The sequence below is a fragment of the Nocardioides speluncae genome, from assembly GCF_003121585.1.
Classification (GTDB): Bacteria; Actinomycetota; Actinomycetes; order Propionibacteriales; family Nocardioidaceae; genus Nocardioides; species Nocardioides speluncae.
Genome location: NZ_QEOO01000028.1, coordinates 1 through 26,060, shown reverse-complemented (window position 1 = coordinate 26,060; position 26,060 = coordinate 1). Strand labels below are relative to the sequence as shown.

Annotated in this window: 24 protein-coding genes; 15 read left to right on the top strand and 9 right to left on the bottom strand. The window is 70.7% G+C overall.

All coding sequences use genetic code 11. From position 1 onward, the window contains the following. Nucleotides 1-8: 8 nt before the first annotated feature. Genes glf through DDV73_RS15570 form a run of 4 tightly spaced genes read left to right on the top strand, consistent with a single transcriptional unit; the run spans nt 9 to nt 4,885 of the window. Complete coding sequence (gene glf, locus DDV73_RS15585; protein WP_109508184.1) at nt 9-1,202, top strand: UDP-galactopyranose mutase; 1,194 nt, start codon at nt 9-11, stop codon at nt 1,200-1,202. Beyond that, nucleotides 1,199-3,238: a glycosyltransferase gene (locus tag DDV73_RS15580; RefSeq protein WP_109508183.1), complete on the top strand. Its 2,040-nt coding sequence runs from the start codon at nt 1,199-1,201 to the stop codon at nt 3,236-3,238. Before glf ends, DDV73_RS15580 begins: the two co-directional genes overlap by 4 nt. Continuing rightward, nucleotides 3,231-4,109, top strand: coding sequence for an ABC transporter permease (locus DDV73_RS15575; protein WP_109508182.1), 879 nt, complete (start codon nt 3,231-3,233; stop codon nt 4,107-4,109). Before DDV73_RS15580 ends, DDV73_RS15575 begins: the two co-directional genes overlap by 8 nt. Further along, complete coding sequence (locus DDV73_RS15570) at nt 4,109-4,885, top strand: ABC transporter ATP-binding protein (RefSeq protein ID WP_109508181.1); 777 nt, start codon at nt 4,109-4,111, stop codon at nt 4,883-4,885. The genes DDV73_RS15575 and DDV73_RS15570 overlap by 1 nt, the downstream gene beginning before the upstream one ends. Before the next feature lie 398 nt (nt 4,886-5,283). Here the strand turns inward: DDV73_RS15570 and DDV73_RS15565 are convergent, their stop codons facing one another. Genes DDV73_RS15565 through DDV73_RS15555 form a run of 3 tightly spaced genes read right to left on the bottom strand, consistent with a single transcriptional unit; the run spans nt 5,284 to nt 7,499 of the window. Further along, a complete protein-coding gene (locus tag DDV73_RS15565) occupies nt 5,284-6,543 on the bottom strand; it encodes an RNA polymerase sigma factor (RefSeq protein WP_109508180.1) in 1,260 nt (419 codons plus the stop codon). A gap of 4 nt (nt 6,544-6,547) precedes the next feature. After that, the gene (locus DDV73_RS15560; protein ID WP_109508179.1) at nt 6,548-6,904 is read right to left on the bottom strand and encodes a YciI family protein; all 357 of its coding nucleotides are present in this window, start codon (nt 6,902-6,904) and stop codon (nt 6,548-6,550) included. A gap of 55 nt (nt 6,905-6,959) precedes the next feature. Continuing rightward, on the bottom strand, nt 6,960-7,499 hold the full coding sequence (locus DDV73_RS15555; RefSeq protein ID WP_109508178.1) for a dihydrofolate reductase family protein: 540 nt from the start codon (nt 7,497-7,499) through the stop codon (nt 6,960-6,962). 253 nt (nt 7,500-7,752) lie between these two features. On the opposite strand from DDV73_RS15555, the gene DDV73_RS15550 reads away from it, so the two are divergent. Together DDV73_RS15550 and DDV73_RS15545 are read left to right on the top strand one after the other, a co-directional pair. Further along, on the top strand, nt 7,753-10,524 hold the full coding sequence (locus tag DDV73_RS15550; RefSeq protein WP_109508177.1) for an FG-GAP-like repeat-containing protein: 2,772 nt from the start codon (nt 7,753-7,755) through the stop codon (nt 10,522-10,524). A 12-nt stretch (nt 10,525-10,536) separates the two neighbouring features. Continuing rightward, nucleotides 10,537-11,391, top strand: coding sequence for a phosphoribosylaminoimidazolesuccinocarboxamide synthase (locus DDV73_RS15545; protein WP_109508176.1), 855 nt, complete (start codon nt 10,537-10,539; stop codon nt 11,389-11,391). On the opposite strand, the gene DDV73_RS15540 is transcribed toward DDV73_RS15545, so the two are convergent. Continuing rightward, nucleotides 11,372-12,082: a TIGR03089 family protein gene (locus DDV73_RS15540; RefSeq protein WP_109508261.1), complete on the bottom strand. Its 711-nt coding sequence runs from the start codon at nt 12,080-12,082 to the stop codon at nt 11,372-11,374. The genes DDV73_RS15545 and DDV73_RS15540 overlap by 20 nt on opposite strands. Nucleotides 12,083-12,107: 25 nt before the next feature. On the opposite strand from DDV73_RS15540, the gene DDV73_RS15535 reads away from it, so the two are divergent. Then, nucleotides 12,108-13,175: a nucleotidyltransferase family protein gene (locus DDV73_RS15535; RefSeq protein ID WP_109508175.1), complete on the top strand. Its 1,068-nt coding sequence runs from the start codon at nt 12,108-12,110 to the stop codon at nt 13,173-13,175. Nucleotides 13,176-13,288: 113 nt separating this feature from the next. On the opposite strand, the gene DDV73_RS15530 is transcribed toward DDV73_RS15535, so the two are convergent. From DDV73_RS15530 to cofD, 3 genes are read right to left on the bottom strand one after another with little or no spacing between them, the layout of a single operon-like run. Then, nucleotides 13,289-14,047, bottom strand: coding sequence for a DUF3105 domain-containing protein (locus tag DDV73_RS15530; RefSeq protein ID WP_109508174.1), 759 nt, complete (start codon nt 14,045-14,047; stop codon nt 13,289-13,291). A gap of 50 nt (nt 14,048-14,097) precedes the next feature. Beyond that, nucleotides 14,098-15,078 (bottom strand): coenzyme F420-0:L-glutamate ligase, encoded by a 981-nt coding sequence (locus DDV73_RS15525; protein ID WP_109508173.1) that lies wholly within the window; start codon nt 15,076-15,078, stop codon nt 14,098-14,100. After that, entirely contained in the window at nt 15,078-16,076 is a 999-nt protein-coding gene (gene cofD, locus DDV73_RS15520; protein ID WP_109508172.1) for a 2-phospho-L-lactate transferase, read from the bottom strand. The genes DDV73_RS15525 and cofD overlap by 1 nt, the downstream gene beginning before the upstream one ends. A gap of 398 nt (nt 16,077-16,474) precedes the next feature. Between cofD and DDV73_RS15515 the strand changes: the two genes are divergently transcribed. The 3 genes from DDV73_RS15515 (at nt 16,475) to DDV73_RS15505 (ending at nt 21,049) form a co-directional block, all read left to right on the top strand. After that, entirely contained in the window at nt 16,475-16,690 is a 216-nt protein-coding gene (locus DDV73_RS15515) for a WhiB family transcriptional regulator (RefSeq protein WP_206050907.1), read from the top strand. Nucleotides 16,691-16,751: 61 nt separating this feature from the next. Beyond that, nucleotides 16,752-19,646 (top strand): glycosyltransferase family 2 protein, encoded by a 2,895-nt coding sequence (locus DDV73_RS15510; protein WP_161962419.1) that lies wholly within the window; start codon nt 16,752-16,754, stop codon nt 19,644-19,646. Then, nucleotides 19,646-21,049 (top strand): DUF5719 family protein, encoded by a 1,404-nt coding sequence (locus DDV73_RS15505; RefSeq protein WP_109508170.1) that lies wholly within the window; start codon nt 19,646-19,648, stop codon nt 21,047-21,049. Before DDV73_RS15510 ends, DDV73_RS15505 begins: the two co-directional genes overlap by 1 nt. Before the next feature lie 12 nt (nt 21,050-21,061). Here DDV73_RS15505 and DDV73_RS15500 read toward each other — a convergent pair whose 3' ends face one another. Continuing rightward, nucleotides 21,062-21,760, bottom strand: coding sequence for a TetR/AcrR family transcriptional regulator (locus tag DDV73_RS15500; RefSeq protein WP_161962418.1), 699 nt, complete (start codon nt 21,758-21,760; stop codon nt 21,062-21,064). A gap of 118 nt (nt 21,761-21,878) precedes the next feature. Here DDV73_RS15500 and DDV73_RS15495 point away from each other — a divergent pair, with 118 nt between their 5' ends. Next, a complete protein-coding gene (locus DDV73_RS15495; RefSeq protein WP_109508168.1) occupies nt 21,879-22,304 on the top strand; it encodes a DUF6069 family protein in 426 nt (141 codons plus the stop codon). A 111-nt stretch (nt 22,305-22,415) separates the two neighbouring features. Here the strand turns inward: DDV73_RS15495 and DDV73_RS15490 are convergent, their stop codons facing one another. Next, on the bottom strand, nt 22,416-22,856 hold the full coding sequence (locus DDV73_RS15490; protein ID WP_240617308.1) for a metallopeptidase family protein: 441 nt from the start codon (nt 22,854-22,856) through the stop codon (nt 22,416-22,418). A 50-nt stretch (nt 22,857-22,906) separates the two neighbouring features. Between DDV73_RS15490 and DDV73_RS15485 the strand changes: the two genes are divergently transcribed. The 4 genes from DDV73_RS15485 to DDV73_RS15470 are packed head-to-tail and all read left to right on the top strand — an operon-like array spanning nt 22,907 to nt 25,898. Further along, nucleotides 22,907-23,314 (top strand): DUF3499 domain-containing protein, encoded by a 408-nt coding sequence (locus DDV73_RS15485; RefSeq protein ID WP_109508167.1) that lies wholly within the window; start codon nt 22,907-22,909, stop codon nt 23,312-23,314. A gap of 9 nt (nt 23,315-23,323) precedes the next feature. Further along, nucleotides 23,324-24,706, top strand: a complete 1,383-nt coding sequence (locus DDV73_RS15480) for a phosphomannomutase/phosphoglucomutase (RefSeq protein ID WP_109508166.1) — start codon at nt 23,324-23,326, stop codon at nt 24,704-24,706. Further along, nucleotides 24,703-24,867: a Trm112 family protein gene (locus DDV73_RS15475; protein ID WP_109508165.1), complete on the top strand. Its 165-nt coding sequence runs from the start codon at nt 24,703-24,705 to the stop codon at nt 24,865-24,867. The genes DDV73_RS15480 and DDV73_RS15475 overlap by 4 nt, the downstream gene beginning before the upstream one ends. Then, nucleotides 24,867-25,898, top strand: a complete 1,032-nt coding sequence (locus DDV73_RS15470; protein ID WP_109508164.1) for an SIS domain-containing protein — start codon at nt 24,867-24,869, stop codon at nt 25,896-25,898. Before DDV73_RS15475 ends, DDV73_RS15470 begins: the two co-directional genes overlap by 1 nt. The last annotated feature ends 162 nt before the right edge of the window (nt 25,899-26,060 follow it).

The window sequence follows — 26,060 nt, the reverse complement described above, 5'->3', positions numbered from 1 at the left end:
TTCTCGTCTTGCCTTCGTCTGTCCCCGGGTCAGCCCCGGATCTTGTCGTCGTCGGATCCGGATTCTTCGGCCTGACCATCGCGGAGCGCTGTGCCAACGAGCTCGGCCTCAAGGTTCTCGTCCTCGATCGGCGGCACCACATCGGCGGCAACGCCTACAGCGAGGCGGACCCGGAGACGGGGATCGAGGTGCACGTGTACGGCGCGCACCTGTTCCACACGTCGAACAAGAGGGTGTGGGAGTACGTCAACCGGTTCACCGAGTTCACCGACTACCAGCACCGGGTCTACACCTCCCACAAGGGCCAGGTGTACCCGATGCCGATCAACCTCGGTACGATCAACCAGTTCTTCGACGCGGCGTACACCCCCGACGAGGCGCGCGCGCTGATCAAGGAGCAGGCCGCCGAGCTCGGCGACAAGGAGCCGGAGAACTTCGTCGAGAAGGGCGTCTCGCTGATCGGCCGCCCGCTCTACGAGGCGTTCATCGCCCACTACACGGCCAAGCAGTGGCAGACCGACCCGCACCAGCTGTCGGCCGACATCATCAGCCGGCTCCCGGTCCGCTACACCTACAACAACCGCTACTTCAACGACACCTACGAGGGTCTGCCGAAGGACGGCTACACCGCGTGGCTCGAGCGGATGGCCGAGCACGAGAACATCGAGGTCCGCCTCGACACCGACTTCTTCGACGTCCGCGACGAGTACGTCGGCAAGGTCCCGATCGTCTACACCGGCCCGGTCGACGAGTACTTCGGCCGCTCCGAGGGCGAGCTGTCCTGGCGGACGCTGGACTTCGAGCGCGAGGTCGTCGACACCGGCGACTTCCAGGGCACGCCGGTCATGAACTACCCCGACGAGGACGTGAAGTTCACCCGGATCCACGAGTTCCGGCACTTCCACCCCGAGCGTGAGTACCCGGGCGACAAGACCGTGATCATGCGCGAGTTCAGCCGGTTCGCCGAGAAGGGCGACGAGCCCTACTACCCGGTCAACACCCCCGACGACCGCGAGAAGCTCCTGCGCTACCGCGAGCTCGCCAACAAGGAGCCGATGGTTCTCTTCGGCGGCCGGCTCGGCACCTACAAGTACCTCGACATGCACATGGCGATCGGGTCCGCGCTGTCGATGTTCGACAACAAGCTGAAGCCGCACTTCGCCGACGGCGCGGAGCTGAAGTCCGGAGGAGTGGACGAGTGACTGTCACAACCAAGGGCGAGGCAACTGTGCGCAGGGTGCTGCAGCGGTTCGTGCTGCCCGCCGACCGCGACGTCGACGTCATCCCGCTGTACGTCGACACCGAGCCCGCCGTACTCGACGCCGACCGCGACTCGATCGGCGGCAACAAGTCGGCCAAGGAGGTCAACAAGGCCGCCGCGCGGCAGGCCACCTCCACTGGCACCTCGCTGCGCCCGGACGCGATCCTGGACCGGCACCGGCTCCGGGTCGAGGGCGGCCAGAGCCTGTCGCTCGGCACCTACTTCAACGGCTTCCCGGCCGGCTACTGGCGGCGCTGGACCGTGGTCACCAGCGTGACCCTCTCTGTCACGCTGAGCGGCGCCGGCTCGACGGTCACGGTCTACCGGTCGATGGCCAACGGCCGCTCGCAGCGCGTCGACGCCGCCCACATCTCCTCCGACGAGCGCACCACCGTCGAGTTCGACCTGACGCTGGTCCCGTTCCAGGACGGCGGCTGGTACTGGTACGACGTCACCGCGGGCGACCACGACGCGGTGATCGAGGAGGCCAGCTGGTCGGCCGACGTACCCGCCGACCGGGCCGAGCACGGCACCGTCACCGTCGCGATCACCACCATGAACCGGCCCGACTTCTGCGCCAAGCTGCTCGGCCAGATCGGCGCCGACCCGACGCTGCGCGAGTACCTCGACGAGGTGCTGGTGATGGAGCAGGGCACCCAGAAGGTCGTCGACTCGCCGGACTTCGCCAAGGCCGAGGGCGACCTCGGCTCGACGCTGCGGATCCTGGAGCAGGGGAACCTCGGTGGCTCCGGCGGCTATGCCCGCGGCCAGCTGGAGACCGTGCGCAAGGGCACCGCGACGTACGTCATGTGCATGGACGACGACGTGGTCTGCGAGCCCGAGGGCATCATCCGCGCGGTCACCTTCGGCGACCTCGCGCGCCGGCCCACGATCGTCGGCGGCCACATGTTCAGCCTCTACGCCAAGTCGCGGCTGCACAGCTACGGCGAGGTCGTGGACCGGCATCGCTTCTGGTGGGGCTCCCCGAAGACGGTCCAGGCCGACTGGGACTTCAGCGCCCGCAACCTGCGCTCCACCCGCTGGCTGCACCGCCGGATCGACGTGGACTACAACGGCTGGTTCATGTGCCTGATCCCCACCGTGGTGCTGCGTGAGATCGGGCTGTCGCTGCCGCTGTTCATCAAGTGGGACGACAGCGAGTACGGCGTGCGCGCCCAGGCCGCCGGCTTCCCGACCGTCACCATGCCCGGCTCGGCCGTGTGGCACATCCCGTGGACCGACAAGAACGACGCGCTGGACTGGCAGTCCTACTTCCACCAGCGCAACCGGTTCGTCGCGGCGCTGCTGCACTCGCCGTTCAAGCACGGCGGCGGGCTGGTGCGCGAGTCCTTCAGCCACCAGGTCAAGCACTTGGTGTCGATGCAGTACTCGACGGCAGAGCTCCGCCTGAAGGCGCTCGAGGACGTGCTCGCCGGCCCCGAGCAGCTGCACCCCGACCTCGGCACCAAGCTCGGCGAGATCCGGGAGATCCGTTCCGGCTACACCGACTCCGACCTGAAGGCCGACCCGGAGGCGTTCCCGCAGCCCCGCCGGGACACGCCCGTCCGCGGCGACAGCTCCGAGATCCCGAGCAAGCGTCGCCAGCTGGTGTCGGCTGCGGTCGGCACGCTGCGCCAGTTCCGGCCGGTGCGGCCGCTGTCGCGCGACTTCCCGGAGGAGGTGCTGCCGGCGATGGACGCCCGGTGGTACCGGCTGGCGACCCTGGACGCCGCGGTCGTCTCGATGCCCGACGGCACCTCGGCCGCGCTCTACCGGCGCGACCCGGCCCAGTTCCGCGCGATGCTCAAGCGCAGCGTGGAGATCCACGAGCGGCTGTACCGGGAGTGGCCGGAGCTGGCCGAGCGGTACCGCAGCGCCCTGGGCGAGGTCACCTCGCCGGAGACGTGGGAGCGCACCTTCGCGCCGTGGCTCGAGGCTGCTGAGGAGCCTGAACAGTCAGGGGAGTCTGATGGCTGAGACGGCCAATCGGGTCGTTGAGGCGCCGCTGGTCCCGCCGTCCGGCAACAGCGGGCTGCTGGAGGTCTTCCGGCGACGGTACCTGCTGAAGCTGCTGGTACGCCGTGAGCTGTCGGCGCGCTACCAGGGCTCGTTCCTCGGCATCTTCTGGTCCTACATCCAGCCTGCGGTCCGGCTCGGCATGTACTACGTCGTGTTCGCCGTCATCATGGGCGGACGCACCGAGAACCACGCGATCCACATCTTCGCGGGCCTGGTGATCGTGCACTACTTCACCGAGACGTTCGGCGCGGGCACCCGCTCGATCATGGCCAACAAGGGCCTGATCAAGAAGATGGCGGTGCCGCGGGAGATGTTCCCGGTCGCCTCGATGCTGGTCTCGGCGTACCACGTGGTGCCCGGCATGCTGCTGCTCACCGGCTTCTGCGTCGCGCTCGGCTGGAGTCCTGACCTGGTCGGTGTCGGCGCGGCGCTGCTCGGCTTCGCCATCGTCGCGGTGCTGGGCACCGCGCTCGCGCTGGTGTTCAGCGCGGCCAACGTCTACTTCCGCGACTTCGGCAACATCGTCCAGACGCTCACGCAGATCGTGACGTTCAGCGTGCCGATGATCTACCCGTACAGCATGGTCGCCGACCGGTTCGGTGCCGCCGCGCCGTACTATCTGCTCAACCCGGTGGCCGAGGCCGTGCTGCTGTTCCAGCGCGGCTTCTGGACCGGCACCACCAACGACCCGGCGGCCACGGAGAAGACCGATCTGCCCGACCACCTCTTCCTGATCGGCTTCGCCCACCTCGGCGCCGCACTGGTCGTCCTCGTGCTGGCCCAGATGCTGTTCTGGAAGCTCGAGAAGAAGATCCCGGAGCGTCTCTGATGACTGAGTCCATCGTCGTGGAGAACGTCAGCAAGCAGTTCACGCTGCGTTACCACCGCACCATCAAGCAGATGTCGGTCGCCGCTGCTCGCGGTCACAAGCTGTCAGAGACGTTCCTCGCCTTGGACGACGTGTCGTTCCGGGTCGAGCAGGGGGAGTCGATCGGCCTGATGGGCCTCAACGGCTCCGGCAAGAGCACCCTGCTCAAGCTGATCAACGGGATCATGACGCCCGACTCCGGCAAGGTGTTGACCCGGGGCCGGATCGCCGGCCTGATCGCGACCGGCGCTGGCTTCCACCGTCAGCTCACCGGCCGCGAGAACATCTTCCTCAACGCCGCCGTGCTCGGCATGAGCGAGGCCGAGACCCGTCGGAAGTTCGACGACATCGTCGAGTTCGCCGAGGTCGGCAAACGACTCGACTCTCCGGTCGGCCAGTACAGCTCCGGCGAGTTCGCCCGGCTCGGCTTCGCCGTCGCGATCCACGTCGACTCCGACATCTTCCTCGCCGACGAGGTGCTCGCCGTCGGCGACAAGCCCTTCAAGCAGAAGTGCATGCAGAGGATGCAGGAGGTCCGCAAGAGCGGCCGCACGCTCTTCTACGTCTCCCACGCCGCGGCGTCGGTCCAGAAGATGTGCGACCGGGTGCTGGTCCTGGAGAAGGGCAAGCTCGGCTTCGACGGCGACGTCAAGGCCGGCATCCGCTACCTCCACTACGACGAGCCCGGCGAGACCGCCGAGGAGCACGCCGACGCCGAGCTAGGCGCCGACGTCTAGCCCGACCCGGCCCGTCTTCACGCCGTACGACGTCGACCCGGCCCGTCTTCACGCCGTACGACGCCGACCCGGCCCGTGTTCACGCCGTACGACGTCGACCCGGCCCGTCTTCACGCCGTACGTCGCCGACCCGGCCCGTCTTCACGCCGTACGACGTCGACCCGGCCCGTCTTCACGCCGTACGACGTCGACCCGGCCCGTCTTCACGCCGTACGACGTCGACCCGGCCCGTCTTCACGCCGTACGACGTCGACCCGGCCCGTCTTCACGCCGTACGACGTCGACCCGGCCCGTGTTGACTGCCTTGCCGTCAACACGGGCCGGGTCGGCGAGTTGTGCCGTGAACACGGGCCGGGTCGGCGATTCCTGGCGTGAACACGGGCCGGGTCGGCGAATACCTAGTGGCCGGCGGCGCAGGTGGCGGCGCGTTGCTGCATGACCGAGCGGTCCTGGGTGTTCTGGGTGAGCGACGCGGCGCGGAGGAAGAGCTCGCGGGCCTGAGCGTGGTCGCCGAGTCGGCACCACAGGTCGCCGGCGACGGCGGGCAGGAGCGGGTACTCGCCCATGCCCGGATGCTCGAACAGCGGTAGCACCAGGTCGAGGCCCGCCTGCGGGCCGAAGGCCTCGGCGGTGGCGACACCGCGGTTGAGCTCCACGACCGGTGACGGGTTGATCTGGGCGAGCCCGTCGTACAGGGCGGCGATCCGGGCCCAGTCGGTGTCCTCGGCGGTGGTGGCGCGAGCGTGGCAGGCGGCGATCGCGGCCTGCAGTGCGTAGGGGCCGGGGCTGCCGCCGAGTGCCTGGATCCGGTCGAGGTTGTCGAGCCCTCGACGGATCAGCAGCCGGTCCCAGCGGGTGCGGTCCTGGTCGCGCAGCAGCACCGGCTGACCGTCCGGGCCGGTCCGTGCGTTGATCCGGGACGCCTGCAGCTCGATCAGCGCGAGCAGGCCGAGGGTCTCGGTGTCGTCGGGCGTGAGGCTGGCCAGCATCCGGCCCAGCCGGAGTGCCTCGGCGGCGAGGTCGCGGCGTACCCACTGGTCGCCGCTGCTGGCCGCGTGACCCTCGTTGAAGACCAGGTAGACGACCTCGCGTACGGCGTCCAGCCGGGCTCGCCGCCCCGATGGGTCGGGGAGCTCGAAGCGGATGTTGGCGGCAGCCAGGGTGCGCTTCGCCCGGACGATCCGCTGGGCGATCGTCGCCTCCGGGGCGAGGAAGGCTCGGGCCACCTCGGTGGTGGTGAGACCGCAGACCAGCTTGAGGGTCAGCGCGGAGCGTGCGTCCGGCGACAGGATCGGGTGGCAGGACATGAAGATCAGGCCGAGCAGGTCGTCGGCCAGGTCGCCGTCGACGATCTCGTCCAGGTCGTGCTCGACGGTCTCCGGCGCGGTCGCGGCCACCTGCTGGTACTTGCTGCGCCGGCTGTCGCGGCGGCGGAGCCGGTCGATGGCGAGGAACTTCGCGGTTCGGTTGAGCCACGCCCCGGGGTTGTCGGGCACCCCCTCGGTGCGCCACTTCTCGATCGCCGCCAGGAACGTGTCCTGGGCGAGCTCCTCCGCGGTGTCGAGGTCGCCGACCAGCCGGGCCAGGCGCGCGATCACCCGGGGTGACTCCACCCTCCAGAGTGTCGCGACGACCTGGTCCAGCTGCGCGGCGTCCATGGTGTTACTGCAGATCTTCGAGCTCGATGACCCGGCGTACGTCGACCCGCTCGGTGCCGACCAGCAGTGCGAACTTCCGCGCGTGCTCGACGGCCTCGGCCAGCGAGTCGACCTCCAGGATCGCGAAGCCCGCGATCAGCTCCTTGGCCTCGGCGAACGGCCCGTCGATCACCCGAACCTTGCCGGCCTCGACCTCGACCCGGGCGCCCTGCGAGCTCGGGTGCACGCCCTCGCCGGTGAGCAGCACGCCCGACATCGCGGCCTCCTGCATGTGCTGGCCGATCGCGGCCTGCTGCTCCGGCGACGGCCGTACGCCGTCCTCCATGTCCTGGGTCTGATAGTGCATGACCATGTAGCGCATCGTTGCTCTCCTGTGGTGGGTCCGGCTCCCGGCAATGGTGACCAGGAGGAGGTGATCAGTCGGCGGCGGGGGCGTACACCAGGTGCTGGACACCGGTGCTGAACGTGGTGGCCGAGACCAGCTTCAGCGGCACGGTCTCGCCGTCGCCGAACAGCTTCTTGCCCTTGCCGACCACGATCGGGTGCACCAGCAGGTGCAGCTCGTCGACCAGCCCCTGCTCGAGCATCCAGCTGACCAGCTGGGCGCTGCCGGTGGTGCCGAGGCGGGTGTCCTTCTTCAGCTCGGTCAGCTGGGCCGCCACGTCGCCGCTGATCACGGTCGTGTTCTTCCAGGTGGCCTCGGTGAGGCTGTCGGAGACGACGTACTTGCGGGCGTCGTTCATGGTCGCGGTCATCGGGTCGTTCGGGTCGGCGCTCGGCCAGTACGCCGCGAACTCGTCGTACGTCGTGCGGCCGATAAGGGTGGCGTCGTTGCCTGCCATCAGCTCGCCGACGGCGGCGCCCATCTCGTCGTTGAAGTACTGGAAGTGCCAGGTCTCCGGGGACTCGATGACGCCGTCGAGGGAGATGAACAGTCCGGACTTGATGGAACCCATGATGGTTGTGCTCCTTGCGTAGGTCCTGCATTTCGGTGGCCGTTGGTGGCCCTTCACCCCTGGTGCCGAACGGCAGGACCGGCAATCGACACGGTTCTGAGAATTTCTTCGAGAAAGTTTTCGTGAGGGTCGCGTCGGCGTGTCGAGTGGAAATTACAAGTTTGTAGTTACTCACCAAGTCTTGCGGTGACCCGTGTGACTGGTGTGAAACTTGCTACGCATGTGACAACTTCCCCACGTCTGGAGCTCTCGGATGCCCCCCAGCAAGGCGCGTTTCGTGACCGCCTGCCAGCAGCTGCTGGCACTCGGTGCGGTGCTCGCAGTGCTTGCGCCCGCAGCCGATGTGATCTCCCTCGACGTGGTTCCGCGCCCATCCGTGGACGCCACGCACGCGACCAACGTCGCCCTCGCCGGCGACCGGACCGAGGTGGCGACCGCGCCCGTCGAGCCGACGGTCTCGGAGTACCCGCTGGGTGCGGACCCGGCCAAGGGCATCGCCGCCAAGCAGGCGGCGATCGACGAGGTGACCAGCAGGCCCGCCCCCGTCGCCGGGTACGGCGCTGTCGGAGTCACCTGGAGCCCCGAGGCCAAGCACGCCGACGGCGAGGTGACTGTCGAGGTGCGCACCCGCAAGGACGGCGCCTGGTCGGACTGGTCGACGCTCCCGTACCACGCCGAGCACGCCCCTGATCCGGACAGCCCGGAGGCCGCTCATGCCCGGCCCGGCACCGACCCGGTCGTGGTCGGCGACGTCGACGACGTCCAGGTGCGCGCGACCGCGAGCGGCGGCGTACCCGCTGACCTGAAGCTGGCCGTGATCGACCCCGGCGCCTCCGACCAGCAGGTCGAGGCGCCCGCGATCGACACGGACACCCTGGCCGACCCACCGGCGCAGGAGACCGAGCAGCAGACCGACAGCGACCAGATCAAGCTCCAGGCCGGCACGTACACCCCGCGACCGAAGATCTACTCCCGCGCCCAGTGGGGGGCCAACGAGAGCCTGCGTGACCCGTCGTCGCTGCACTACTACGAGGTGCACGCCGGCTTCGTCCACCACACGGTGAACGCGAACGACTACACCGCGGCCGAGGTGCCCTCCATCATCCGCGGCATCTACGCCTACCACGTGCAGTCCCGCGGCTGGTCCGACATCGGCTACAACTTCCTGGTCGACCGCTTCGGCCGGGTCTGGGAGGGCCGGTACGGCGGCGTCGACCGCCCGGTCGTCGGGGCGCACACGCTGGACTACAACGACTACTCGTTCGCGATGTCGGCGATCGGCAACTTCGAGACCGCCCAGCCGAGCAAGGCGATGCTCGACGCCTACGGCCGGGTCTTCGCCTGGAAGCTGTCGCTGCACGGCGTGACCGCGAGCTCCACGCGGCAGCAGGTCGGCTCGTCGTACTTCCCGGCCATCAACGGCCACCGCGACGCCGCTCAGACCGCCTGCCCCGGCAAGTACCTCTACGCCAAGATCCCCTACATCAGGCTCGCCGCCCGCGGCCAGCAGCGCAGCTGGTCCGGCCGCGAGCGCGACGCCGACCTGGTCGGCTCCGGCTACCCCGACCTGCTGCTGCGCCGCAAGAGCGACAAGCAGGCGGTGATCCTGCCGACCGGCGGGCTGCTGAAGTTCGTGCCGCCGCAGACGATCAGCACCGGGTACGGCGCCTCCGACATCGTCATTGCCTCGCCGGACCTGACCGGCGACCGGCGTACCGACGTCCTCGCGCGCAACCGGCGGACCGGCATGACCTACCTCTACCCCGGCAACCGCGACGGCAAGGTGGACGCCTACTCCCGGGCGACCGTCGCCTTCCGGGGGCTCGCCCATCTCATCCCGGTCGGTGACCTGACCGGCGACCGGCGCAACGACCTGATCGGCCGTGACAAGGCGCTGCGGCTCTACCTGTTCAAGGGCAAGGGCAACGGCGCGTTCACCAAGCAGCTGATCGTCGGCCGCTGGGGCTACAACCTCACCGCGGGCGCGGGCGACGTCACCGGCGACGGCCGGCACGACCTGGTCGCGCGCGACCGCACGGGCAAGCTGTGGGTGCACCCTGGAACCGGCGCCGGCCGGCTCGGGCGGCGGATCGCGGTCGCCGGCAACTGGAGCGGGTCCGACGTGATCACCGGCTTCGGCGACTACAGCCGCGATGGCCGGCCCGACCTGTTCGTGCGCAACGCGTCGAGCGGCCGCGGCTACGTCTTCCCGGGGCGCGGCAACGGCAGGTTCGGGCACTGGCTCGGCCCGATCGGCGGGGTGAAGGGTCTGGCCAGCATCACCGGCGGCAACCTGGTCGGCACGGCGGCACCCGACCTGGTCGCGCGCAGCGGCGACCGGCTCGTCGTACTCCGCCATCCCGGGACCTACGAGACCGGGCGCTCGGTTGTCACCGGCACCAGCCTCTGGAACGCCCGCCAGGTGCTCAACGTCGGCGACTGGAACCGCGACGGCCACGGCGACCTGATGGTGCGGACCACCTCCGGGTCGCTGGTGCTGCGGCTGGGCCGCGGCGGTGGCCAGTTCGGCGCGCCGGACACGATCAGCAACGGCTTCGGCTCGGTCGACCTGCTCACCGCGGTCGGCGACACCACCGGGGACGGCTACCCGGACCTGATGGGCCAGCCGAGCGGCCGGGCGATGCGGATCTACCCCGGCACCGGCACCGGCCTACGCGCCAGCTACGTCGCGCACCGCGCGATCGATGCCAACCAGCACGTCGGCGTCGGCCGGTGGGACGGCGACGGCGCGCCCGACAACCTCCTGCGGGCCAACGGCAAGCTGGTGCTCTACCCCGGCAACGGGCCGGGCGGCCTGACCAAGCCGAAGGCGCTCAGCGGCCTCGACCTCGCGCCGTACGACTGGGTGATCGGGGTCGGCGCCATCGACAACACCGGCCGCCCCGACCTGCTGGTGCGGGAGAAGGCGACCGGCTACCTCTTCCTGATCCAGGGCCACGCGACCGGCTTCGCGCCGCGCCGCTTCCTGGCCGAGGGCCTGAACGCATTCGATCTAGTGGGCTGAGAGAATCCGGGCATGACTTCTGAGCCCGTCCTCATCCATCAGGGCAAGGTCCGCGACGTCTACGCGATCGGGGACGACGAGCTGCTGCTGGTCGCCAGCGACCGGGTCTCGGTGTACGACGTCGTACTGCCGACGCCGGTCCCCGACAAGGGCGCGATCCTGACGCAGCTGTCGCGGTGGTGGTTCGACCAGCTCGGCGACCTGGTGCCCAACCACGTGCTGTCCTACGACGAGGGCGTGCCGGCCGAGTTCGCGGGCCGGGCCGTCCGGTGCCGTCGCGTCGACATCGTGGCCGTGGAGTGCATCGCCCGCGGTTACCTCGCGGGCCAGGGCTTCGATGCCTACCGGGAGACCGGTGAGATCTGGGGCGTGCCGCTGCCGGCCGGGCTGGTCGAGGGCGACCGGCTGCCGGAGCCGATCTTCACGCCGACCTCGAAGGTGCCGCCGGAGCAGGGCCACGACGAGCCGATGACGTACGACGAGGTCGTGGCCGCCGTCGGCGACGACACGGCGGCGCAGCTGAAGGAGCTGACCCTCGGGCTGTTCACCCGGGCCGGGGAGATCGCGGAGAAGGCCGGGCTGATCCTGGTCGACACGAAGTTCGAGTTCGGCTTCGACGGCAACGGCCAGCTGATCCTCGCCGACGAGGTGCTGACCTCGGACTCCTCGCGCTACTGGGCCCGCGAGGACTGGCAGCCGGGTGGCCCGCAGCTCTCCTACGACAAGCAGTACGTCCGGGACTGGAGCAAGACCCTCGGCGACTGGGACCGCACCCCGCCCGGGCCGGAGATCCCGGCCGAGGTCGTCGAGGAGACCCGGCGCCGTTACGTCGCTCTGTACGAGCGGCTCACCGGCCAGAGCTGGTAGCGGTCGCCCGCTCCGCTTCGTACTTCTGCTGCCAGGTGGCGGGGTCAGCGTTGGCGACCCAGATCGCCGAGCCGCGGCGTACCAGGGGCTCGGTGAAGGATCCGCGGCCGTCCGGCGATGCCGGGTTGGCGTCGGTCAGCAGCCGGCCGCCGTCACCGAGGAGTACGCCGTCACGAGCGGCCGCGAACAGCTCGGCCTGGGTCGCGTCGTCGGTGGCCGGATCGTCGGCCGTGGGCGGGTCCCACGGCGTGAACGCGTCGGGCTGGGTCCACACCTCGACGCCGAAGTCGTGGACGCCGGCCGGCAAGGGCTCGCTGAACCGGACGCCGAGCGGCTTCAGCGCGCAGGCGACCACCGGGATCTTCTCGGCCTGGGCCGCCCAGCGGTCGAGGGTCGCGGGGCCGCACACCACCGCGTCCGGGTCGTCGTCCTCGGTGACCGTCAGCCCGACCGTCCACGCGGCACCGAGGAAGACCGGACCGAGCCAGTGCGTCGGGAGGTCGACCCGGAGCCGCTGACCGCGCTCCAGGTCCAGCTCCTCGACGAACAGCGAGGACGTCTTGGCCACCCAGTTCGCGTACGTCGCCACCGACAGCTCCACCCGCTCGCCGGTCGCGTCGTCGTAGAAGGTCACCAGCGGCCGGCCGGGCTCGGTGAGCAGCGTGGCCAGGAGTGCGCTGAAGGTCGTCACCGGGCCATTCTCTAGGCTCGGCGCCATGACCTCGCCATCGGCCGCAGCACCGGAAGCCGTCATTGTCGCCGGAGGCTTCGGCACCCGCCTGCTCCCGCTGACCAAGCACCGCCCCAAGCACCTGCTCGACGTCGGCGGGGTGCCGTTCCTTGAGCACCAGATCTCGCGGCTCGCCGAGGCCGGCGTCGGCCACGTCGTGCTGGCCACGTCGTACCACGCCGAGCTGTTCGCGCCGGTGCTCGGCGACGGCAGCCGGTGGGGAATCCGGCTCGACTACGTCCTCGAGGAGGTTCCGCTCGGCACCGGCGGCGCGATCCGCAACGTCGCCGGCGCGCTGACCGACGACCCGGACGGCGCGGTGATCATCCTCAACGGCGACGTGCTGTCCGGTCACGATCTGGCCGGCCAGCTGAAGGACTTCGAGACCCCGCGCGATGGACAGCGAGTCGACGTCAGCCTGCACCTGGTGCCGGTCGCCGACCCGCGTGCGTTCGGGTGCGTGCCGACCGACGAGACCGGCCGAGTGACCGCGTTCCTGGAGAAGCTCGACGACCCGCCGTCCAACCAGATCAACGCCGGCTGCTACGTGTTCCGGCGCGACGTCATCGACACCATCCCGGCCGAGCAGGTCGTGTCGGTCGAGCGCGAGACGTTCCCGGGCCTGGTCGCCGACGGCCGGCTGGTGGTCGGCTTCGTCGACGACGCCTACTGGCGCGACGTCGGTACGCCGCAGGCGCTGGTCGCGGCCAGCAGGGACGTCGTACTCGGGGTGGCGCCGACGCCGGCGATCTCCGCCTCATCCTCGGGTGCTCGGGTGCACCCGACCGCCACCGTCGACCCCGCTGCGCGCGTGGCCGACGGCGCGGTCGTGATGGCCGAGGTCTTGGTCGGCGCAGGCGCGGTCGTGAGTGGCAGCGTGGTGATGACCGGCGCCGAGATCGCCGCCGACGCGACCGTCACCGACTCGGTCGTCGGCCCCGGCGCTCGGGTCGGCACCGGCGCCACCCTCACCGACACCACCGTCGGCGACCGTGCCGAGATCGCCCCCGGCGCCGACCTCGAGCCCGGCACCCGCATCGACTGCGCAGAGTAGGGCGGCTGGGCAGTTTCACTAGGTACCTAGTGAAACTGCCCCGGCCCCACCGAAACTTCGGTGGGGCCGGGACAGTTTTCGACGGGGAAGTCGGCCTGGAGCGGCCGACGGGACTACTCCTCGCCGCGGTCGGAGGCGTTGGGCTCGGGGGAGTCCATGTAGGGGTACTCGAGCATGAATTCCTTGAGCGCCTCGCCGGAGACCTTGTCGCAGTACTGCCAGACGCCGACCTGCTTCTCCGCGTCCGACTCGCCGGCGCCGCCGACCGACCAGTGGCTGAAGGCGATGTGCGCGCCGCCCGGGAACGGCTTGCCGTCGTCCTTCTTCCACGGAACCGCCTTGAACTTGGTGCGGTCGTTGTCGGGCTGGCCGTCCATCTTCTTGGCGATCGCCCGGAGCTCGGTCAGCTGGGTGTCGTCGTCGGCGATGCTGTCGTCGTACCAGAGGATCGTGTAGCCGTGCTCGAGGTTGTGCACGAGCCGCTCGACGTCGGGCCGGTCGGAGGAGGTGTACATCTTCCGGTCGAAGCGCACGTCCCACTCGTCCCAGTGCTGACCGAAGGCCGGCGGCGAGTCCTCGTAGGGGACGTCGGTGTTGACCGGCACGTGGTCCTGGGTGCCGGTGGCCTTCTTGGTCGTGACCTTCTCGCAGACGTTCGCGGGCGACCCGATCTTCTCCAGCGCGATGTCGTTGAACTGGCGCAGGTCCCACCAGTTCTTGATCGGGCTGTACGCCGCGGCACCGACGATCAGCAGGGCGAGGGCGATGCACACACCGACGATCGTGAAGCCGCGCCGTCGCTCGGCGCTCTTCTGCTTGGCGCGCATCTGGTCGATGACTGCGCGCCGGTCGGTCTTGTCGGTCTTGGCCACTGGATCTCAGGCTTTCCACGCGGTGGTGTTGGGACGTACGGGGGCAGAGTCTACGGAGTGACCGGCAAGAACCCGAGTCGGACCGGAGTTTCGGTACCGAACTGGCTGTCGGCCGGTGCCCAGCCGTGCGCGAACGCTACAGCCTCGGCGAGTGCGGCGGCCGCCCCCGTGGGTCCCGGCTCGATGAGGACCACCCCGTCCTTGAGGTACGCCGGGTGCCCAAGCACCCAGGTCAGCGCCTCGACGAGCTCCTCGGCGGAGGCGGCCTCGCCGAACGGGACCCGGTCGCCCGGGTCGCCGCGTAGCGCCCGGACCACGGCCTCGCGAGCGCCGTACCCGAACAGGTCGGCGCCGTCCTCGCGGATCAGCGCCGCGGCCCCCGACCCGTCGTCGCCCGCGTCCAGCACCAGGTCGGCCCGGCCGCGGACCACCGCGAACGGTCGGCCGCCCAGCTTGCCCTTCGCCAGTTCGGCCGCGCTCGCCAGCTCGTCGGCGACTGCGGGCAGGGTGACTGCCAGCGGGTTGCCGTACCCGTCAGTTTGTCCCGCGAAGCTCTCCGCGACCACGACCCCGGCCGCCCCGATCGCGATATCGGTCTGGCCCTCGCGCCAGGCGCGGCCGGCGGTGTCGGTGACCACGACGCCGACGTTGACGCCGGCCCGGTCGAGCAGCGCCGCGCGCAAGGCCCGCGCCGACGCGTCCGGGTCGACCGGCAGCAGCACGATCGAGCCCACCTCCACGTTGGAGGCGTCGATCCCGGCCGCCGCCATGGTCAGACCGAGCCGGTTGCGCACGATCGTGGTCCGCCCGCGGCGGGCCACCACCCGAATCGTCTCCGCGGCCAGCGCACCGTCGCGGTCGCCCGACCGGACCCGGCCCTCGGCCTTGCTGACCACCTTGCTGGTCACCACCAGCACGTCGCCATCCGCCAGCCCGCCCAGCTCGCAGGCGTCCAGGACCAGCGCGGCGAGGTCGTCGCCGGCGCGGACCTCGGGGACGCCGTCCGGCGCCCAGACCCGCAGCTCGGCCATCAGAGGCCCGCCAGCTCGACGGCGGCGGCGGCCATCGCCGCGGTCGCGTCGTGGTCGGTCATCATCAGCGGTACGGCGCGGCAGCTGACGCCGGCGGCCTCCACCCGAGCGACGTCGTCGGCATCGAGGGAGTCGACCAGCCAGCCGTCGAGGACTCCGCCGGTCGAGCGGGGGCCGTAGTGCAGTCCCACCCCGGCCGCCGAGACCTCGACGCCGATCGAGGTGAGCAGCTGCTCGGCCATCCCGCGCACGTGGCTGCCGCCGACGATGGGGGACAGGCCGACCACCGGCGCCGGGGTGGCGGAGATGGCCTTGCGGACGCCGGGCACGCCGAGGATGGTGCCGACCGAGACGACCGGGTTCGACGGCGGCAGCAGCACCAGGTCGGCCTCGGTGATCGCCTCGACGACGCCGGGGCCGGGCTTGGACTCCTCGAGGCCGACCACTACGACCGCCTCGGCCGGCACCTCGGCGCGCAGCCGCACCCAGTACTCCTGGAAGTGCACCGCCCGCCGGCCGCTCGGCGCCTCGGCATCGGCGATCGCGATGTGGGTCTCGACCCGGTCGTCGGTCATCGGCAGCAGCCGCACGCCGTTGCCAAAAATTGGGCTGAGCCACCGCTGACAGAGTGCTTGGGTGACCTGGGACAGGGGGAACCCGGCGTCCAGCATCTGGGTCCGCACCAGGTGGGTGGCGATGTCGCGGTCGCCCAGGCCGAACCAGGTCGGCTCCACGCCGTACGCCGCGAGCTCGTCCTTGGCGCTCCAGGTCTCCTCGCGACGGCCCCAGCCGCGCTCTAGGTCGATGCCGTCGCCGAGGGTGTACATCACGGTGTCGAGGTCGGGACAGACCTTGAGGCCGTGGATCCAGATGTCGTCGGCGGTGTTGGCCACGACGGTGATCTCCCCGTCGGGGAGGAGGCCGGTGTGCTGGGCGTGGAGCAGTCCCTGCAGGAACTTCGCGCCGCCCATGCCGCCGGAGAGGACCGTGATCTGCATGCGCCTACCTTGCCTGACGTACGGTTGACGGCCGACCCGCCCTCCGGCTGGCGGACGCCGAAACCAGCCCGCTAGGTACCAAAACTCGCTAACAGGGCCCCGACAATCCCGCCATACCAGATGCGCGCTTGACTTCCGGTGTACGACAGGCATGTAATTCCTACAGTGTTCTTTGTTGAAGATCGTGCGGGGCAGGTGTGAAGAGGGACCCCGCAAGACCTTGAGCAGGGAGCACCGAACAGTCAGGCGGGGGCCCGAGCACGATCCGGGAATCCGTTCGACACACCGAAAAGGTGGTCCGTCAGGGCCACGCGAAGGGCCACGTGACAAAGCGTGGCCGGGTCGAAAGGGCGAGTGCCGTGAGAGAGCTGTTTCTGCTCGACGGGGACGCCGAGGAGATGGGTTGGCAGGAGCGCGCGCTGTGCGCTCAGACCGACCCTGAGGCGTTTTTTCCTGAGAAGGGTGGATCGACGAGAGAGGCCAAGAAGGTCTGTCTCACCTGCGAGGTACGTGACGACTGCCTCGAGTATGCATTGATGAACGACGAGCGCTTCGGTATTTGGGGCGGCCTGTCGGAGCGCGAACGACGCAAACTCAAGAAGCGGGCCGTCTGAGCGGCGCCCAGCGGTCGCAACGTTAGGACAGCGGCACCTCACGGGGTTAAGGTTGCCCGCCGTGACAGTCACCGTCCTTCTCGTCAGCCATGACGGCGCCCGCTGGCTGCCCGCCGTGCTGAAGGGGCTGCAGGAGCAGCGCCTCCCTCCGAACCACATCGTGGCGGTCGATACCGGCAGCAGGGACGAGAGCCCCGAGCTCCTCGCGGCGGCGATCGGTGAGCACAACGTGGTCCGGCTGGACAACAGTACGTCGTTCCCCGCCGCAGTCCGGCGCGGCCTCGCGGTCGCGCCGGACTCGGAGTGGATCTGGATCCTGCACGACGACTCCAACCCCGACCCGGGTGCGCTGGAGGCGCTGATCGCGGTCGCCGAGCTCGACCCGGACACCGACATCCTCGGTCCCAAGCTGCGGGAGTGGCCGTCGCTGCGCCGGCTCCTCGAGCAGGGCGTGACGATGTCGCCGACCGGTCGCCGGGAGACCGGCCTGGAGCGCGGCGAGTACGACCAGGGTCAGCACAACGAGATCAAGCCGGTGCTGGCTGTCAACACCGCCGGCATGCTGGTACGCCGTGCGGTGCTGGAGAAGCTCGGCGGCTTCGACGTGCGGCTGCCGATGTTCGGCAACGACATCGACTTCGGCTGGCGCGCGGCGCGGGCCGGCCACCAGACGATGATTGTCCCGGACGCCATCGTCTTCCACGCTGAGGCCGCCCACAGCGGGAACCGGCGGACGCCGCTGACCAACCACCGGCACTACGCCGAGCGCAACGCAGCGCTCTACACCGTGCTCGCCAACGTCGAGAAGCGGGAGCTGCCCTGGCGCGCGATCCGGCTGTTCTTCGGCAGCCTGCTGCGTGCGTTCGGCTTCGTGCTGTCGCGGTCGCCGGGCCAGGCGTTCGACGAGCTCGCCGCGCTCGGCCACACCTACAGCCGGTTCGGCACGATCCTCGCCGGTCGGCGCGCCCGCGCCCGGGTCCACGGCCCGAACCCGGTCGACGTCATGCCGCTGCTCTCACCCTGGTGGCTGCCGTACCGGCACGGCCTGGACTTCGTCGGCGACATCGCTGCCGCGGCGACCAACCAGGCTCAGGACGTCGCCGAGCGTCGCCGGGCCGCCCGCCAGGAGGCGGCGGCGCCCGCGCCCAGCCGCTCGACCGGACGGCGGGTCGCCGACGCTCGGATCGGCGGCGATGACGACGAGGATGCGCCAGTCGACACCGGCTTCGTGGCGCGGCTGTTCACCAACCCGATCGCCTTGGTGATGATCGGCTTCATCGCCATCTCGCTGTGGGCCTGCCGGGCGGCGTTCGGCGGCGACCTGTCCGGCGGTGCGCTGTCGCCGGTGCCCGATGGCGCCGGCGACCTCTGGAAGCTGTACGGCGAGAGCTGGCACCCGCTCGGCCCCGGCACCGACGTCCCGGCGCCGGCGTACCTGCTGCCGATGGCGCTGCTCTCAACACTGCTGTTCGGCAAGACCGGCGCCGCCCTCACGGTGGTCCTGGCGTTCGCCGTACCGGTCGCCACCTGGGGTGCCTGGCGGCTGCTGCGGGTCTTCGGCCACGTGATGGACCCTGCCGGGTCCTCGCGGTGGGTGCTGGCGTGGGGCTCGATGACCTACGGCCTGGTGCCACTGGTCTCCGGCGCCTGGGGCCAGGGCCGGCTCGGCACGGTGGTGGCGGCCGCACTCCTGCCCTGGCTGCTGCACGCTGCGCTCACCTTCGCCGACCCGGCCGCCGACCGGCGCTGGCGCGCGGCCTGGCGGACCGGCCTGCTGTTGGCGGTGATCACCGCGTTCGCGCCCGTGGCGTGGGTGGTCACGCTGCTGGTGGTGCTGGCCCTGGTCGGTGTCGGCTGGTTCGTCGCGCCGGGCGTGGCGCGGGACAAGTCGGTGTGGGGCCCGATGCTGACCGCCGTCTGGGTCGTTCCGCTGCTGCTGTTGCCGTGGTTCGTGCCGATGCTGATCGGTGGCCACGGAGCCGCACTGCTGATGGAGTCCGGCCGGCAGCCGTCGGCCACTCCGGACAGCTTCGACCTGCTCACCGGTCGCCTCGGCGAGCCGTCGGCCCCGTGGCGGCTGGGCGCGCTGCTCGGTGTCGGCGCACTGCTGGCGCTGGTGCGCCGCGCGAGCCGGATCCCGGTCGTCGTCACCTGGCTGGTCGCGGCCGTCGCTGCGGCGGTGGCCCTGTTGCTCTCGCTGATCACCCTCGACCTCGCTGGAGTCTCGTCCAAGCCCGGGCTGGCGTTCCTGGTCGTGGTGCTGGCGGCCTGCGCGGTGGTCGCAGTCTGCCTGGCCGCGACCCCGGCGCCGTGGGCGCGAAGCCGGCCGGCCTGGCAGCGGCTGATCGGCGGTGTGGCGGTCGTGGCTGCCTCGGTCGTGCCGCTGGGCGGGCTGGCCTGGCTGATCGCCGGGCCCGACGACCTGCTGGTCCACGACGCCGACGCCGACGTCCCGGCGTACATGGCCCAGAGCGCCGAGGTCGGTGACGCCCGCGGCGTACTCGTGGTCCGCGGCAGCGTCGAGGACGGGCTCACCTACACGATCAGGCGCGGCGACGGGATCACCCTCGGCGACGACGAGATCCTGGCGCTGACCGACGAGAACCCCGCGCTCACCGCACACATCCGGGAGCTGGTGTCCGCGCCGAGCCAGAAGTCGGTCGCCGCGATGACCGCCGAGGGAATCGAGTACGTCGTGCTGCCGGCGCCCGCGGACGGCCGGGTCGCCGCGACCCTGGACGCGGCCGCCGGCGTGACCCAGGCGAGCGCCGACGAGCCCGGCACCCGGGCCTGGAAGCTCGATGAGGTGCCACCCGACGACGCCGTCGACGGCCCCAGCTCCGTGGTCAGGGCGCTGCTGCTGATCATCCAGGGGATCGCGATCTTCTCGGTCGCCGTACTCGGCGGCCCGACCATCGGGAGATCCTCCTCGCAGCCACGAGGGAGTGACCACTGATGACCGACCAGCACGCCTCGCACGCGCACCGCGCCGCCCCGCCCAGGGGCCGTAAGCCCATCCTCAGCCCGGCGCTGGTGCTGGCGGTGATCGCCCCGCTGCTCGCGGTCGGTGCCCTGCTGCTGGTGTCCAGCAGCGTGCCCGGTACGCCGGCACCCGGCGCCCCCGCGCAAGAGTCCCTGGACGCGGTCCGGATCGGCTGTCCGGCTGGTGTCCCGCGGAGTCCCGAGCTGGCGATCGCGAACGCGGCCGGCGCTACCGGCAAGGTCGCGGTGGCCGGGAAGGGGGGGAAGGAGTCCGCGAACCTGGCGGCCGACAAGGTCGCGTCCGTCGAGGCGAAGGCGGCCGCGGTGCTGACGGCCGACGGCAAGCCGGCGGCCGCGCTGCTCGCCAGCCGGTTCGGCACCTCGAAGATGGTGGCGGCGGGGGAGTGCCTGCCGCCGGCTCCCGAGCGCTGGTTCACCGGTGTCGGCGGCGGCGCGGGCCACCGCTCGACCCTCGAGCTGGTCAACCCCGATGCCGGACCGGCCATCGCCGACATCACGATCTACAGCAGCGAAGGTCTGCTGGACGTGTCGTCGGTGCGTGGTGTCACGGTCCCGGGTGGCGGCGTCACCACCGTCGACCTCAGCGAGGAGGCACCCAGCCGAACCGATCTCGCGGTCCGTGTGGTCACCTCGCGGGGCCGGCTGTCGGCCTCGATGCTCGACGAGGCCGAGTCGGGTGGCAGCACCACCAGGGACTGGCTGGTCGGTCAGCCACGGGCGTCGCGGACCGCGATCCTGCTCGGCCTGCCGAAGGGTGAGGGCAGCCGCACCCTGACCATCGCCAACCCGAACGACGACCAGGTCGACGCCGAGCTGTCGGTGATCACCCAGAAGAGCACCTTCAAGCCGGTCGGCGTGGAGCCCATCGAGCTGCCGCCTGAGAGCGCGGTCACGGTCCCGCTGACCGGCGCCCTGCTGAAGGAGCTGTCCAAGGCCGAGGGCGGGCTGGTGGTCACCGCCAGCCAGTCGGTCACCGCCGCGGTCCGCTCGGTCGTCAACGGCGACCTGAGCCACGTGGCATCGGTGCCCAGCTTCGAGACCGGAGCCGCGCTGGTGCCCGCGGACTCGGTCGGCACGCTCGTGCTCGCCGCCCCCGAGCGCGCGGGCTCGGCCACCGTCACCGCACTGTCCGCCGACGGCCGCAAGCTGCTCGACAACGAGCGGATCGCACCGTCGGCCCGCACCACCGCCAAGCTGACGCTGCCGAAGAAGACGGTGCTGGTGATCGTCAGGTCGGAGCAGGCGCCGCTGTTCGGCACCATCCGGATGTTCGACGACAAGGCCGGCGGCGCCGTCGTACACCTCCGTCAGCTGGTCGACTCCAGCCTGGTTCCGCAGGTCGCGCCCGGTCGCTGACAGTCTCGGCTGTCACCGCTGGGAGATGGCGTTCTCGATGCCGTCCAGGACGCAGTGGAGCCCGAAGTCTCGGGTCTGTCGCGGGGTTCGGGTCCTGTCGGCGCCGAGCTCGTAGAGGCTCGGGAACCGCTCGCGGTGCTCTCGGACCAGATCGATGTGGCCGTGCTCGTGCCAGGGTTGGGTGCCGACCACGTTGGCGGTCAGGGTACTGCGGAGATGCCCGCTGAGCAGGGTGACGACGTCCATGCGCTCGGCCGCGGAGAGCGATGTGTCGGCGAGCGCCGCGACGGCCTCTTCGCTCCACGCCATCTCGCGCGGGCCCATGACCCGGCTGCCTGCAGTGACGCCTGGCAGCCAGGGATGCGCATCCCAGGTCGACGACAACGACGCGGCCCAGCGCTCGACGCGCGGCCGCCAACCGCCCTTCACCTGGCGCAGGTCCGGCGGCTCACCGACCGCGTGCTCGACCATCACGGCCAGTAGCTCGGCCTTCCCGGCGACGTGCCGGTAGAGGGACATCTTGGTGAAGTCGAGGCTCTCGGCGACCCGCTGCATGGAGACGGCGTCGATGCCGTCCGCATCGGCCACCTTGATCGCGGCCAGGGCGATCTTCTCGACGTTCAGCGTCGCCTGTGGGCCGCGGCTGGACGCGCGGCGCTGGCCCCAGAGCAGCTCTAGTGTCCGCCGGTCCTCGTCCTGCTGCACTGCCATCGAAGCTCCTTCGCGGATTTGGCCATTGACAACTGCTTCCATCGGCAACAGTATCTTATGGAAACAGTGTCTGCCGGACACTTCATCGAAATCGGCTTCGCGTCTCGAAAGGCTCGTCATGACCACCACCCAGTCCCAGCCCGCTATCGCGACCTCCTCCGCACGCTCCTACGGCCTTGTCGTCCATGGTCTGTTCGCCGCAGTGCTCGCCTCCGTGGCCGCCATCCTCGTCGGCGCCCTGGCCATGGCGGCGGGTGTCGACTTCGAGCTGCCTGATGGCGGCGAGTCCATCCCGGTGCTGGGCTTCGGTACGACCACGATGATCTTCTCCGTCGTCGGACTTGGGCTCGCCGCAGCCCTGCGCCGCTGGGCTCAGCACCCGTCCCGGACGTTCGTCCGCACCGCCGTCGCCCTCACGGCCGTCTCCCTGGTCCCGCCGTTCCTCGTGGACGCCAACCTCGTAACCGCCATCGCGCTAGTGCTGACCCACCTCGTCGCCGCGGCAGTCGCCATCCCGTTGATCGCCCGCCGGCTGCCCAACTGACCACCGAGCGCTGACCGGGCACCTTTGGTCCGCAGAACGCGCTGACCGGGACCAAAAGTGCCCGGTCAGCGCATCCTGGCCGATCAAAAGTGCCCGGTCAGCGAGCTAGGGTCAGTCGCGCTCGTAGCGTGGGTCGATGTCCTCGGCGGGGATGCCGAGGAGCTCGGCGACCTGCTCGACGACCACGGTCAGCACCAGCGCCTCCAGGTCGTCGCGGCTGTCGGCGCGCTGCTCGATCGGGCGCCGGAAGATCACCAGTCGGGTCGGCTCGGTGCCGGCGCCGCGGATCAGCGAGGACAGTGGCACGGTCTCGGTCGACCAGTCGTCGGGGACCATCGGCGCGTCCTCGACGGCGTACTCGACCAGGCCGAGGCGGTCCTGCCAGCGGGTGTCGATCTCGGTAACCACGCCCAGCACGAGTGCGTCGAAGCGCTCCCGCGGCGTCCGGCCCTCAGGGCGGCCGGGCTGCTCGGGAAGCACCGCCGGACCCCTCATCCCACGGCCGTGCCGGTCGCGGGTCCGGGGGCGCTTGGTGCGGGTGGGAGGAGTCATGACCGCGAGCCTAATCCTGAGCGGTTGGAGATCCCGGTAGCGTCTGCCCCGTGAACTCCGCCCGCCGATGCTCGCGCACCGCGTGCGGCCGGGCCGCGGTCAACACGCTCACCTATGTGTACGCCGACCAGACTGCCGTCCTCGGGCCGCTCGCCACGTTCGCGGAGCCGCACGCCTACGACCTCTGCGGCGAGCACAGCGAGCGGCTCAGCGCGCCCCGTGGGTGGGAGGTGCTGCGCCTCGGCCCCGACCCGGCGGCGGCCGGACCGACCAACGACGACCTGCTGGCGCTCGCCGACGCGGTCCGCGAGGCGGCGCGACCGCCCGCCGCACCGGCGGCCACCTCCGGAGGCTCAGCGCCGGCCGGACCGACCGGGCCGGCGGGGGAGACCGGCCGGGAGACCGGTCGCCGCGGACATCTCCGGGTGCTCAGCCCAGAGGGCGAACCCACCCACTAGGCTCACCGCATGGCCCACTCCGGCACCCTGGATCCCGCCAATCTCGCGGCGATCTTCAAGGCGTACGACGTCCGCGGCACCTTTCCCGAACAGCTCGACGAGCAGCTCGCGCTGCGCACCGGAGGCGCGTTCGTCGCGGTCACCGGCGCGCAGACGGTCGTGGTCGGCTACGACATGAGACCGTCCTCGCCGGGCCTGGCGGGTGCGTTCGCCGACGGCGCCGCCAGTGCCGGCGCCGAGGTGATCCTGATCGGGCTCGCCTCGACCGACCAGCTCTACTTCGCCTCCGGGTCCCTCGGGCACCCGGGCGCGATGTTCACCGCGAGCCACAACCCGGCCCAGTACAACGGCATGAAGCTGTGCCGAAGCCACGCCCAGCCGATCGGCCTGGACACCGGTCTGGCCCAGATCCGGGACAAGGTCGCCTCCGACGAGAACCTGGTTGCCGGCCGGCAGGGCAGCATCAGCAGCCACGACGTGCTCGAGGCGTACGCCGCCCACCTGCTCGCGCTGGCGCCGGTCGCCGGCCGCAAGCTGAAGGTCGTGGTCGACGCCGGCAACGGCATGGCCGGCCTGACCGCGCCGGCGGTCTTCGACCGGCTCGGCAGCGACCGGGTCCAGCTAATCCCGCTGTACTTCGAGCTCGACGGCACCTTCCCCAACCACGAGGCCAACCCGATCGACCCGGCCAACCTGGTGGACCTGCAGAAGCGGGTGCTCGCCGAGGGCGCCGACATCGGCCTCGCCTTCGACGGTGACGCCGACCGTTGCTTCCTGGTCGACGAGCAGGGCCAGGCGGTCTCGCCGTCCACGCTGACCGCGCTGATCGCGGCCCGCGAGCTGGCCCGTGAGCCCGGCTCCACGATCATCCACAACCTGATCACCAGCCGCGCCGTACCCCAGATCGTCACCGAGAACGGCGGCAAGCCGGTCCGCACCCGGGTCGGCCACTCCTTCATCAAGACGACCATGGCCGAGACCGGCGCGATCTTCGGCGGCGAGCACAGCGGCCACTTCTACTTCCGCGACTTCTGGCGGGCCGACTCCGGCATGCTCGCCGCGCTGCACGCGCTCGCCGCGCTCGCCGAGACCGACAAACCGCTGTCGGCGCTCCTGGCCGACTACAGCCGGTTCGCGTCCAGCGGCGAGATCAACTCGACCGTCGCCGACCAGCAGGCGGTGCTGACCAAGCTCGAGGCACAGTACGCCGGAGAGGACGGGGTGACCGTCGACCACCTCGACGGCCTCACCGTCGAGCACGCCGACTGGTGGTTCAATGTCCGAGCCTCCAACACCGAGCCGCTGCTGCGGCTCAATGCCGAAGGCAACGACCAGGCCACGATGAGCAAGGTGCGCGACGAGGTCCTCGCCACGATCAGGAGCAACACATGAACATCGACCAGAAGCTGCTCGAGATCGTGGTCTGCCCGGACTGCCGCGGCAAGCTCGAGCCGACCGTCGACGAGCTGGTCTGCACCGCCTGCGGCCTGGCCTACCCGGTCCGCGACGACATCCCGGTGCTGCTCGTGGACGAGGCACGCAGGCCCGCCTGATGGTTCGCTGGTTCGACGAGTCGCGCCTCGACGACGAGACCGCGCTGGGCGAGGCCGACAGCGTGCTGCGGTCGCTGGCCGAGTCCGGAGCGCGGGTACGCCGTGAGGCCCACGACGCCGCGACCGCGACGTCGGAGGCGATCGCGCGCAACCAGGACATCTCGCGCCCGCGTGCGGTGATCGCAGCCGGACCGGACTCGCGGCTGCTCCGCGCCGTACTCGAGCCCTGGTGCCCGGTGCCGTTCGTCGCCTGGCCCGGACCCGCGCTGCCGGGCTGGGCCGGCAGCCTCGACCTGGTCGTGATGCTCGCGCCTGAGGGGTCCGACACCGGCTCCGCCTCGGCCGTCGCCGAGGGAGTACGCCGCGGCTGCCAGGTGGTCGTCGCCTGCCCGCCGACGTCGATGGTCGCCGAGCACGCCGCCGGCCGCTACACCACCGTGCTGCCTACTGTGACCGGCGACCAGCTCGCCACCGCGGTCGTGATGCTGGAGTACCTCGACCGGGTCGGGCTCGGCCCGACCACCGACGCCGAGCAGGTCGCGGTCGCCCTCGACGAGGTGGCCAGTGCCTGCTCTCCCCACCGGGACCTCGCCGTCAACCCCGCCAAGATGCTGGCGATCGGGCTGGCCGAGACCAGCCCGCTGGTCTGGGGCGGCTCGGTGCTGGCCGCCCGCGCCGCGCGCCGCGTCGCCGAGTCGATCCGCCGGGCCACCGGCCGCAGCGCGCTCGCCGGCGACGCCGAGCACCTGCTGCCGGTGATCGAGGCGACCCGCCGCCACGACGTCTTCGACGACCCGTTCTCCGAGGGGGGCGCCGAGGTCCGACCGGTGCTGCTGATCCTCGACGACGGCGCCGAGGAGCCGGTCGTCCGCGAGCAGCGCGGCCGGCTCAAGGCTGCGGCCGAGAGCCGCGGCGTACGCGTCGAGACGGTCACCACCGACGCCACCAGCGAGGTCGCCCGCTACGCCTCGCTCCTGCTCAGCGGCCGGTACGCCGCCGAGTACCTCCAGGTCGGCATCACCGACGACTGACCCGGCCCCGTCTTCACGTGAGAACACGCCGCCAGCGGAGCACCGGGTCGACATCAACCTTCGCAAGCTGTGAGTGTCAGTGGTGGCTGGCCCGGGGCTGGCTGGCAGGGTGAACCGGCTGGTTCTCCTCCGTGTTCGTGACCCATCGCAAGCTTGGCCCGA

Bases quoted from the DNA above. Each gene is read 5' to 3' on its own strand.
- DDV73_RS15500 (WP_161962418.1), bottom strand. From the start codon at position 21,760: ATGGCAGTGCAGCAGGACGAGGACCGGCGGACACTAGAGCTGCTCTGG.
- cofD (WP_109508172.1), bottom strand. From the start codon at position 16,076: ATGCAGATCACGGTCCTCTCCGGCGGCATGGGCGGCGCGAAGTTCCTG.
- DDV73_RS15505 (WP_109508170.1), top strand. From the start codon at position 19,646: ATGACCGACCAGCACGCCTCGCACGCGCACCGCGCCGCCCCGCCCAGG.
- DDV73_RS15575 (WP_109508182.1), top strand. From the start codon at position 3,231: ATGGCTGAGACGGCCAATCGGGTCGTTGAGGCGCCGCTGGTCCCGCCG.
- DDV73_RS15550 (WP_109508177.1), top strand. From the start codon at position 7,753: ATGCCCCCCAGCAAGGCGCGTTTCGTGACCGCCTGCCAGCAGCTGCTG.
- DDV73_RS15480 (WP_109508166.1), top strand. From the start codon at position 23,324: ATGGCCCACTCCGGCACCCTGGATCCCGCCAATCTCGCGGCGATCTTC.
- DDV73_RS15470 (WP_109508164.1), top strand. From the start codon at position 24,867: ATGGTTCGCTGGTTCGACGAGTCGCGCCTCGACGACGAGACCGCGCTG.
- DDV73_RS15515 (WP_206050907.1), top strand. From the start codon at position 16,475: ATGGGTTGGCAGGAGCGCGCGCTGTGCGCTCAGACCGACCCTGAGGCG.
- DDV73_RS15490 (WP_240617308.1), bottom strand. From the start codon at position 22,856: ATGACTCCTCCCACCCGCACCAAGCGCCCCCGGACCCGCGACCGGCAC.
- DDV73_RS15525 (WP_109508173.1), bottom strand. From the start codon at position 15,078: ATGGCCGAGCTGCGGGTCTGGGCGCCGGACGGCGTCCCCGAGGTCCGC.
- DDV73_RS15475 (WP_109508165.1), top strand. From the start codon at position 24,703: ATGAACATCGACCAGAAGCTGCTCGAGATCGTGGTCTGCCCGGACTGC.
- DDV73_RS15565 (WP_109508180.1), bottom strand. From the start codon at position 6,543: ATGGACGCCGCGCAGCTGGACCAGGTCGTCGCGACACTCTGGAGGGTG.
- DDV73_RS15545 (WP_109508176.1), top strand. From the start codon at position 10,537: ATGACTTCTGAGCCCGTCCTCATCCATCAGGGCAAGGTCCGCGACGTC.
- DDV73_RS15555 (WP_109508178.1), bottom strand. From the start codon at position 7,499: ATGGGTTCCATCAAGTCCGGACTGTTCATCTCCCTCGACGGCGTCATC.
- DDV73_RS15570 (WP_109508181.1), top strand. From the start codon at position 4,109: ATGACTGAGTCCATCGTCGTGGAGAACGTCAGCAAGCAGTTCACGCTG.
- DDV73_RS15535 (WP_109508175.1), top strand. From the start codon at position 12,108: ATGACCTCGCCATCGGCCGCAGCACCGGAAGCCGTCATTGTCGCCGGA.
- DDV73_RS15560 (WP_109508179.1), bottom strand. From the start codon at position 6,904: ATGCGCTACATGGTCATGCACTATCAGACCCAGGACATGGAGGACGGC.
- DDV73_RS15495 (WP_109508168.1), top strand. From the start codon at position 21,879: ATGACCACCACCCAGTCCCAGCCCGCTATCGCGACCTCCTCCGCACGC.